Source organism: Paenibacillus sp. JT22N1 (assembly GCF_059692155.1).
Genome location: NZ_JCAUAW010000035.1, coordinates 47,502 through 56,277 on the forward strand (window position 1 = coordinate 47,502; position 8,776 = coordinate 56,277).

The window sequence follows — 8,776 nt, forward strand, 5'->3', positions numbered from 1 at the left end:
TATAACTCTATTAATAATACCATACAATTTGTGGAAACTGGTCGAAACTGTAAGAAAATAATCATATCCAGGTATGGTCAGCTGGATCAAGTTACCTATACATCCATGAGGCAAAGGAATCAGAAATCCACCTACAATTTGTATTGATGTATGTATTTAAACCTAGTTGCATATAACCAGATTATGTTGCATGCAAAATCCAGAAAAAGAACCCTTTCCGCCGAGAACTGTATGAGAAATCCCTGACCTGTTAGCCGCGACAGATAAAAAACTGGAGAAACGCTTGGGGATTAGCCCTAGCATCTTCCAGTTTTTGGAATGACTTTTATACCTTGACACTTATTTAGGGGCGTGGACAGTCTCAAGAAATCCCATCCCATTTCATGTTAAGACTCATCTTCAATTCTTCAATACTAATCATAGGGATTCGATGGATCATACGATGACAGTTGGAGCAAAGCATGCCGATATCCTCGACTTTAGTTGTCTCACCTTCCGTCATCTCTGAAATCGGCTTTTTATGATGCCCCTCTATGAAGTCCTTCCCTCGTTCACCATAAACTTTTTCGAAATTGATTCCACACGCTTCGCAAAACAATTCCCCATTTATTTTCTTAAATCTCTTCTTGGCATCTTTGATGAGCTGTGGATCACGTTCTCGAAACTTATGTAATCTAAGTAACTCCTTCCCTTCTTCATACACCTCAATAGGTCTAAAATTAACCTCTTCTCTTTCATACTTTACTTCCTTTTCCGAAACCCCTGATTGAAGCTCCTTGTTGATTTTTGTAACTTTAATTTGCTTCATATACGATTTTAAATGTTTCAACGCTGTACTGTACATCCGATTTCCCTTAGAATCCTTCAGTTGGAACTCAGGATGCATTAGAATTCTATCTATTAACGTTGTATTTGAGATATTGAATATATTTGATCCCTCAAGTCCATAACCCCCTATTTCAGAAGAAATGGTGACAATCGCGTTCGCATATCTATTTGCTGAATATTCTTTGATGGTCCGATTACTTTTCAACCACTTAGCGAAATCTTCTTTGTTCATCATATCTAACTTCCCTCTTATCAGCTTATTTTGTTGTAACCTTATATTAGAAAACCAAAATAATTATCTTATCTATCCTGAAATCACTCATCAACCCCATGACTTTTCTCTTATGCACTTCGATCATTAGCAATTACAACAAAATCATATCATATAATTTCTCTGTACGGATTTAGCTAATTTATTGGCTGTAACCGATGTCCGAACACTTGATGAGTAAATACTGATTACATCAATAATCAAAACACAAAATGGAATATTGATCTGCTTCTCCTAGTCCAACATACCATCTTAATAATTATCAACAGAATCCGTAAAAAACCATTTTGAAATCCCTACCAAGTCACCATGCAAATAAGTTTGCCACTCCCACTCCACCCACCTCCACTCACTTCAAATCCACGCCCCACAAGGCTTCAATCCACTTTTTCACCCACATTTCCTCTCTAGCGAAAGCAAAATAAGTTTGAGCTGAGTGCAGGAAAAATCACTGGGTAAGAGTTGGGAATAGGTAAGTAGAAATAGGCGAGGAATGACGCGGTGAAAGATCTGAGAAGAGCATTAAAAAGCGAGGAGAAGAGCTGAGGTAAAGCCTGAGAATGCAAGCCTGGAGCGGAAAATCAGGGGTAAGGGGGACGGTGATGAGGGATCGAAAGCGAGAGAAAAGTCGAGAGGATACCACGATGAAGGGCGAGGCATGGCGGGAAGAAAAAGTGAGAGGAAAAGAAATAACCGAGAGAAAATCAGGGAAAATGCCTGAAGATCGGTCGGCTTGGTGGCGAACTTTAATTGCTCAGCGGGAAACTTTGTGGGACATAGGCAGACTAATTTTGCTGTCTACATAGTAGGAATAATAGTTCAAAAGAGGAGAAATAAATAAATCACTACTGTTGGTGCACTGAATCCATGCCGATAAATGAGTATATACACACATTAGGAGGTTAACACCCATGGTTAGTTCATTTATACATAAACTAAGAACTTTATTTAATAGTGATGACACTAACAAGAACACTGAGACAAATAAACTTGAAAAAGAAAAGCAGTTTTTATTTTCTGATTTTGAATGTAAGTTAGAAGGTTTTTATCCTGCCTATGAAACAAAAAACAATGTCTTTACTACTGATCTTCCAATAACATTTGGAATCGAATTAGAATTCAAATTAGATGAATCGAAAGTTGAAGAATTACTTGAATTTCTTGTAAATAATGAGCTTGGTTTTGAAAAAAAAGTAGTAGACAAACAAAAAGCACAAGAATGGAAACATTGGAAACTAAGCCACGAAACAAATGGGGGATATGAATTAATTTCTCCCGTACTTAAAGATTTAGAAACGCATTGGTCTCAAATTTCATTGATATGTACTAAATTAAAAAATATTGGAGCATATACAGATAAAACATGTGCTTTCCACGTACATATTGGGAGTATAGATTTATTCTCCTGTGGTAGACAATGGATCAATTTAAGAAACTTGTATCGTATTATGGAGCCAATCACCTATTTATTGTCTGCTGGTACAGAAGTAGCAGTTTCAGAAGAACGTATTGAACACTATGCAGTACCTTTGATTATCGCAGATAAATCATTATATTATAAGGGTACACCAATTGATCAGGCTTTAATATCGTTAGAGAAGGACGAGAATGTAAATTATGCTTATACAACCCTCTACGGTGCTAAATATGTTGGTCTTAATTTGTTGAACATAAACGAGGGTAAAATAAAAACAATTGAATTTCGAACATTTAACAGTACATTAAATCCAACACTCATTCAAACATATGTATTATATGCAGTTTCTATAGTCCAAAAGGCAGTTTCTCACCAATTCGAATTAATTAATTATACAAATGATAATTTATACCACAAAACAGAATCTGAAGAAAACCTTGTCCAGATAGACCTTACATATCTCATGAAAAGCTTAGATATGATCACAAAGGATAGTGTTCTACAAAAGAAAATGCTTTGGTATATGAATCATAATCGTTTTAAAATACCTAAATATGCCTACGATGTGCTTCGCGGAAAATTAAGTGAGGAAAAAAGAAACAAATTGAGGAGTATATAGAAAGTACTCTTGTGAAGTTTCCTCTCACTCCTTCCCCCTTATCACATTAATAACAGGATATTATATTGATTTGAAACAAGAGGAGTAGCATGACAAGGTTAGAGGTTCGAGAGAAAAACAACATAAATTCCCAAATAGACACGTTACCTCCATTTTCTTGCTTCGTTGAGAGGTTAAAGGGAAAAAGAAAAAGCCAAGTAAAACCAGTGGTGAGTACCTGGGTTCTCTTGGCTTTTAGGATGAAAAACCGATTTGAAGTAAAGGTTAATTGGTTGAAATTGTCCCGGATAACTCAATTCGATATGGATCTACATTAGAATAATACTTATTTCTGTATCCTACAAAATGAACTTCAGAAATAACACCATTTCTTATCTTGAAAGAAAGCTTCTCTATTCTCTCAACTATACCTGACAGAATTAAATTTCCTACGATTATTACTCGAGTTCTTGTAATTTTATATTTTTCAGTTTGTAATTTGAAGATTAAACTTGGAACCATTTCATTAAGGCTACTATTTGTGGGATGACTAAAATTAATCAGGTTAGACAGATATTCACCATGTGAATCTGTAAACATCTCTCCCAACAATATCCGTCTGGCCCTTAACGTTGCAATTTCATCGGCTGAGAACGTTTTTCCTTGACCTCCACCATATGCCATTTCCATCATAGAGGATTCATGCTTACCTTCGACTTTTATTAAATCAATTTCCAGCCTATCCCCAGAAGAACTTGATGAAATATATACGTTTGACACTTTGACAAGACTGGCTTGGTTTCTAACGGAAAAATTAATAGCATCCCGTTGTTCATTATATTTACGCATAATGTTTTCTACAGTTGAAGAGGGATTGTTGATAATTAACTTATACTCTCCAGCTCTAACCTCAGAAAAATTATCATATTCATCACATATATTCCCCAACCAGAAGCTTGTCCCCGAATTATCGATACTCTCTTCACTCACACTGGTTACGGAGTTATCTTCTTTACGATTTATTATCCTTTTAATTTCAACAGGCTGACCTGTTAAAGTAGATGTGGAAAGTACAGGAATTTGAGAACCATTCGCAAATTCTGAAGTCAACTTAGAAGTAATAAACGAATAAAGATTATATATATCAATGACACCTTCTTGATTTGCCGCTGAACCCGATAACCCTTGTATTAAGTAATCTGTAAACGCCCCATGACCATTCCGGTCATAAGCATATTGCTGAGGCTCACATGCGGCAATAATGACCTTACCGGAACCTGTTAATTCAAGCCCCCTTAATATTTCCTTATTTCTAGCAATAGAGCCACTATGACACGTGTCAATGAAACAAACAATCACCTTTGCTTTAGAATTATCGATCCAACATTTAAGATCGGTCATCCTTATCATCGAATTTTCAGCATCATTATGATCACCATCGAAAGGTACCAAATAACCCATGCCACTCTCCAAATGCCCATGCCCCGCCCAAAAGACAAAAAGGACATCATCATCAGTAGCAGTTTCGAAAAAGTCAAGTAAAGCGGAACTCACAATCCCTTTTCTTACAATATTACCCGAAAATCCCAAAATATTTATATCATGGAAATTCGAAGGTGATTCAATCAGCAAACGTTTGATTTCCCTTACATCATTTAATGTGTTGGGTAAATCTGCAAATGCTGGAGAGACATTTAAATTTGTAGCGACTAAAAATGCTTTGTGTGACAATGTAAATTACCTCGCTTGTCAAAAATGATGTTATAAAAAATCTGTGACAACAATTACGTTAGTTAAGAGAGATATTGATATTTTTCCAGATGAGTCCACTGTACTCTATAAAATCAGATATGCATATATCAAAATTACAAAAATTCACGATGCATTCTTGTGACACGGACTTAATCCTCCAGCAACACTATTATGCAACTAAAAATTAGCTTAAAGTTGAGCTATTATTGTTAGGTTCGAACATTTACTTACGTACTCCTGCCAATAGTTCACCTCATCACCTTCAATATCGTGTAGCCAGAAGTGCATCATCACCATTTCAAGGTATTGCTTTTTCCCTTTTAAAAAGGATTTATCTGCTACTCTCCTGTAAAGTAAATTTAAATTAAACAAGTTGTTTTTCTGTTTATAGTCATACTCATATTTTCTCCAACTTTCGGAACTCTTGGTTCTATGTTCTATGGGCCACTGATCTTTATTATCATAAAATCGATGTACCCAATCCGATGCAAATAACAATATATCAACCTTATACTTTTTTCGCGTTTTTTCGATCCATTGGTCCACTTCATCAGAGATCAATATTCTATTCGAACTGTCACTCAGTTGGCTTTGAACTTGATGATAATCCTTTGTAAACAAAAACAGCATTTCTGTCTGATCCTTCAAAAATGGATTCTTCTTTACTAACTGTGCGTAACAATCATATGAGGAGCTTCTAAATTCGCTATCAGTATTGTACAGAAAGAAAAGCTCGTCCTTTTTAAGTAAACTGATTACCGAGCGATTAAGTTGTTTGTCGTGTTCGTCATATATATTAACCAGCCACTCCTGAATTTCCAAATCGAATTAAGAAATTGTTTTCTTGTATTTTTCAAGCCGCTCATTATTTAACACAGTCTGTTCATCCATCTTGGTAATATCCAAGTATTGGTTAAAATACTCAAACACATAGTTTACACATGTCTTCATATTCTTCATTCGAGCTTCTAAACTAAACTCATTCAATAGATCTTCTTTTTTTCTTCGAGCGATGTACTCTTCTATTGATAACATGATTCACCATCCACTTAAGCAAATAATTTGCATATCGTCAAATAACAGCATACCGTATTTTCTCTTTCAAAAGCTATCTGAGAAGAACATTTGGAAAGGATAAAGTTTAGGGAAGTCCAGTCAATAAACAAGAGGAAGGATTGGGATGCATGATCATAACGATCGAGAAGGAGTCTCGGGAAAGAAAAAGCCGAGAGAAAATCAGGAGTGGATACTTAGGTTTCTCTCGGGTTGATGAATGGAAATTTGCATGTTCATCCCGAAGTCAAGCAACTTATTTCGAAGGAAGTCCATACTTTTCTGAAGAGTATTTGTACAAATGTCCTTTTGGTTAGTCTGTAAATAAACTCAGTTACTTGGATGGTAAGTCTCGATACGTTAAGACTTCATCAATACACATAATATTTCCAACAATTTCAACTTGATGTGAGAATCTGTCATTGATAAAAAGTGTCTTATGATAGGAACTGATAATTGAATCTTCTCGTCTTCGCAAAGCCAGCACCCCACATATTTTCTCTGAGTTTTCATCGTCGCAAAAATATCCATTAGGTTGACGATCCCATAGATTAGCACCCTCAGCCGAATGAAAGAAGAACTCTGTCCCAAACACTGCCTCACTTATATCAATATTTTGAAAGTGATCAGCTTCCATAGCTACGAGGTTCAGCATTGTATCGCTGTTGCCCCATGTAAAAACATCCGATGCTCGTTTCATGCAGTTAATAATCTGATTTGTATCTTCATTGCTGATGTTAATCATATTGAGATCGCCTGTTACCCCTACAGTAAGATTACTCAATACTTTTACGTTTGGAAGGAAGAATTTAATAACTGCTTTTGTGTTCGTTTTATTAGGGAAATGAAAAGACTTATTATCCTGACCTAATAAAATTTTGTGTTTTGAAAACTCAACAAATTCTTTTATATCACTATCATTAAAGTCCTCTCCAAATTTGATAGAACAGAATTTTCCTATTGGGATATTTGCGAAATTTTTCTTTATTATATCTATGACTTTTGATCTTCTGTTTTCTCTTTCATTGTTTGATAATCTTTTCATCTGTAAAAAGTAAGAAATTCCATCTCGTTGCACAACAAAATCTGTTTTATTGTATTGTTCTGGTTCATACTCAAGTAGAGCACTTGGTAGGTTAAACCTGGCTAAATCAACACCAAAGTTAGTTTCTGCTAAGAAGCTCAAAAAATTTCGAGAACTTCTTTTTGTATTACTTAGTAACACATTGTTCAATTCATTAAGTCCATAATTGTCCAATTCCTTTAATTGTCCAGCTAGTTTTTCTATTACTTCTGAAGAATCACGATATAGCGTTTTTTCTAAAACTTGCTTTGCAAGAAGTATATAGTTCGGTTCCACCTAACTCCCACCTATCAACTCGCTTATATAGTCCGTTTTAACGGTTATACTACATTAGCAGTCGTAAAATTGAAATATTCATTAGATTGGATCTTATACCTTATCATTCCATCGATTAATCCTAAACATTCCACGACCTAACTTTTCTACCAGATCACTTTTGTTCATATGATTCCAAACTGATTCAGCCTTGCTTTTATCGTTCACTCCACTAATAGTATAATGCTTCTCAATTTCATCTTTAACTTCTATGTAATGAGATTCTCTACCCAAACGTTTAAGTACTTCAATAGCGGCTTCACCAATTTCTATTCCTCTAAGGGGAACCTGTACCAAAGTTTCTTTAGTTCCAGTAAGTTTATCTAATTCATTCTTAAATGCATTGATTGTTAAATCAATCTGTTTTATATCAAATTGAATAACATCTAATTTGCCTTTTAATTCGTCTCTTTCTCGTGCCTTTTCTAAAAGCAATTTTTGTTCCTTATTCAAATGTAAAAATGCACCATTATAACATGATGAGAGTAACCAAAACTGATGAGTCTTTGACCGTTACCTATCCTCAAAAAAACTAATCCCTACTATATGCACCGAAAATTTAGTCGTATCGCTCCAACTCTATCCCCAACGCATCCCCCCAATCCCTTACCCCGCCTGCATTCCCCGGCTTCTCCTCTCACTTTTTAAAAAAAATAAGAGAATAAAGTCGTATCGAGGAATGGGTATAAATCAGGAAAACGAGATCGATTAATGGCTTGGGAAATGAAATAAAGTCGTATCAAAGCTAGGTAAAAGAATGGGTGAAAATATGAGAAATCTTTTTTTACATCATAACATACAGACACAATAATTTTGCAGATCCAGCATTAAAAAGAGTGGGTTAGAGTCGGAGAAAAAGCCATAAAGCATGAAAAGAAGCAGGAGATATTGGTTGGGGAAAAGCTTGTTAGAGAAAGGAATGAGATAGAAAGCGTGGGAAAAGAACTTGAAGCATGAGAAGAGCAATTGATTGGGTGAATGATTGGAGAAGTGCAGGCGTGGTAGGGGATTGGACGGTTGCGGCGGTTGGTTTTCGATCTAATAGAGAGTGCCGGAGTTGATCATTGGGTAAAAAAATAACATTCCCTGACTTAGCCAACTCATAGGTATGTAAATATAACAGTTCCTCTTTTCCTCCATAACCATACTTCGTCAATACTCACTTCTCCTCTTCCTTTTATACATAGTTTAGTAAAGTTTAATTCGATTTCATATACATTTGTCTAAGGATTGCCCCGATTACTCCTGTAACACTATGAGAAATTAGGTTCAAGCTCGGTTTTCCTGCTCCCCTTTTCCCAAAAGAAAAAAAGAAAAGAATCTTTTCTCCTTTTTTCTTCCCTACTATGTTCAAAATGAATAAACCCCTGCTAAAAAACACCCCCGCATGCACCGTTTCACCGTTCATTGCATAAATAAACTCTTGCTACAAATCAGTCATTTCCCCAATTTCTCACC

8 protein-coding genes are annotated in these 8,776 nt (G+C 35.5%); 2 read left to right on the forward strand and 6 right to left on the reverse strand.

What is annotated here, in order from left to right; translation table 11 throughout:
- Window positions 1-361: 361 nt before the first annotated feature.
- Window positions 362-1,063 carry an HNH endonuclease gene (locus AC58UU_RS37080; RefSeq protein ID WP_497322444.1) on the reverse strand — a complete coding sequence of 234 codons (702 nt, stop codon included), beginning with the start codon at window positions 1,061-1,063 and terminating at the stop codon, window positions 362-364.
- Between the two features lie 638 nt (window positions 1,064-1,701).
- Here AC58UU_RS37080 and AC58UU_RS37085 point away from each other — a divergent pair.
- Window positions 1,702-1,905 carry a hypothetical protein gene (locus AC58UU_RS37085; protein ID WP_497322445.1) on the forward strand — a complete coding sequence of 68 codons (204 nt, stop codon included), beginning with the start codon at window positions 1,702-1,704 and terminating at the stop codon, window positions 1,903-1,905.
- Window positions 1,906-2,010: 105 nt separating this feature from the next.
- Entirely contained in the window at window positions 2,011-3,135 is a 1,125-nt protein-coding gene (locus tag AC58UU_RS37090; protein WP_497322446.1) for an amidoligase family protein, read from the forward strand.
- 264 nt (window positions 3,136-3,399) lie between these two features.
- Here the strand turns inward: AC58UU_RS37090 and AC58UU_RS37095 are convergent, their stop codons facing one another.
- The 5 genes from AC58UU_RS37095 to AC58UU_RS37115 form a co-directional block, all read right to left on the reverse strand.
- Complete coding sequence (locus AC58UU_RS37095; RefSeq protein WP_497322447.1) at window positions 3,400-4,845, reverse strand: caspase family protein; 1,446 nt, start codon at window positions 4,843-4,845, stop codon at window positions 3,400-3,402.
- Between the two features lie 210 nt (window positions 4,846-5,055).
- Window positions 5,056-5,688, reverse strand: coding sequence for a hypothetical protein (locus AC58UU_RS37100; RefSeq protein WP_497322448.1), 633 nt, complete (start codon window positions 5,686-5,688; stop codon window positions 5,056-5,058).
- A gap of 565 nt (window positions 5,689-6,253) precedes the next feature.
- Window positions 6,254-7,279, reverse strand: a complete 1,026-nt coding sequence (locus AC58UU_RS37105) for a hypothetical protein (RefSeq protein WP_497322449.1) — start codon at window positions 7,277-7,279, stop codon at window positions 6,254-6,256.
- A gap of 93 nt (window positions 7,280-7,372) precedes the next feature.
- Entirely contained in the window at window positions 7,373-7,771 is a 399-nt protein-coding gene (locus tag AC58UU_RS37110; RefSeq protein ID WP_497322450.1) for a hypothetical protein, read from the reverse strand.
- 745 nt (window positions 7,772-8,516) lie between these two features.
- The gene (locus tag AC58UU_RS37115; protein WP_497322451.1) at window positions 8,517-8,726 is read right to left on the reverse strand and encodes a hypothetical protein; all 210 of its coding nucleotides are present in this window, start codon (window positions 8,724-8,726) and stop codon (window positions 8,517-8,519) included.
- Window positions 8,727-8,776: the final 50 nt, after the last annotated feature.